Origin of the sequence: Streptomyces sp. DH12, from assembly GCF_020873895.1 — a bacterium.
Classification (GTDB): domain Bacteria; phylum Actinomycetota; class Actinomycetes; order Streptomycetales; family Streptomycetaceae; genus Streptomyces.
Genome location: NZ_JAHWGT010001559.1, coordinates 1 through 399, shown reverse-complemented (window position 1 = coordinate 399; position 399 = coordinate 1). Strand labels below are relative to the sequence as shown.

Genomic DNA, 399 nt, shown 5'->3' with positions numbered 1-399 from the left:
AGGTCTTCGGCTAGGACACCGCGCACGGGAGCTCCACGGTGACCAGGGTGGGGCCGCCCGCGGGGCTGCTGACGGCCAGGACGCCGTCGAATGTACCGCGCCTGCGCTCCACCCCGGCCAGACCCGAACCGGCCCCGGCCACCGCACCGCCCCGCCCGTTGTCCGTGACGGTGATCCGCAGCCGGCCCTCCGCGTGGTGCACGTCCACCCAGATCCGGTCCGCGCCGGAGTGCTTGACCGCGTTGGTGAGCACCTCGCTCACCGCGAAGTACGCGGCTGACTCCACCGGCGCGTCGCCCCGCCCGGGCAGCGACACGTTCACCTCCGTGGCCACCGGCAGCCGCAGCGCCAGCGCCCGCACCGCGTCGCCGAGCCCCCGCGCGGCCAGCACGGGCGGAT

1 protein-coding gene is annotated in these 399 nt (G+C 75.9%); it reads right to left on the bottom strand.

All coding sequences use genetic code 11. The features are described from left to right. Nucleotides 1-10 precede the first annotated feature (10 nt). The coding region (locus LPA54_RS41080; protein ID WP_267488044.1) for a sensor histidine kinase at nucleotides 11-399 on the bottom strand (389 nt) is incomplete at its 5' end.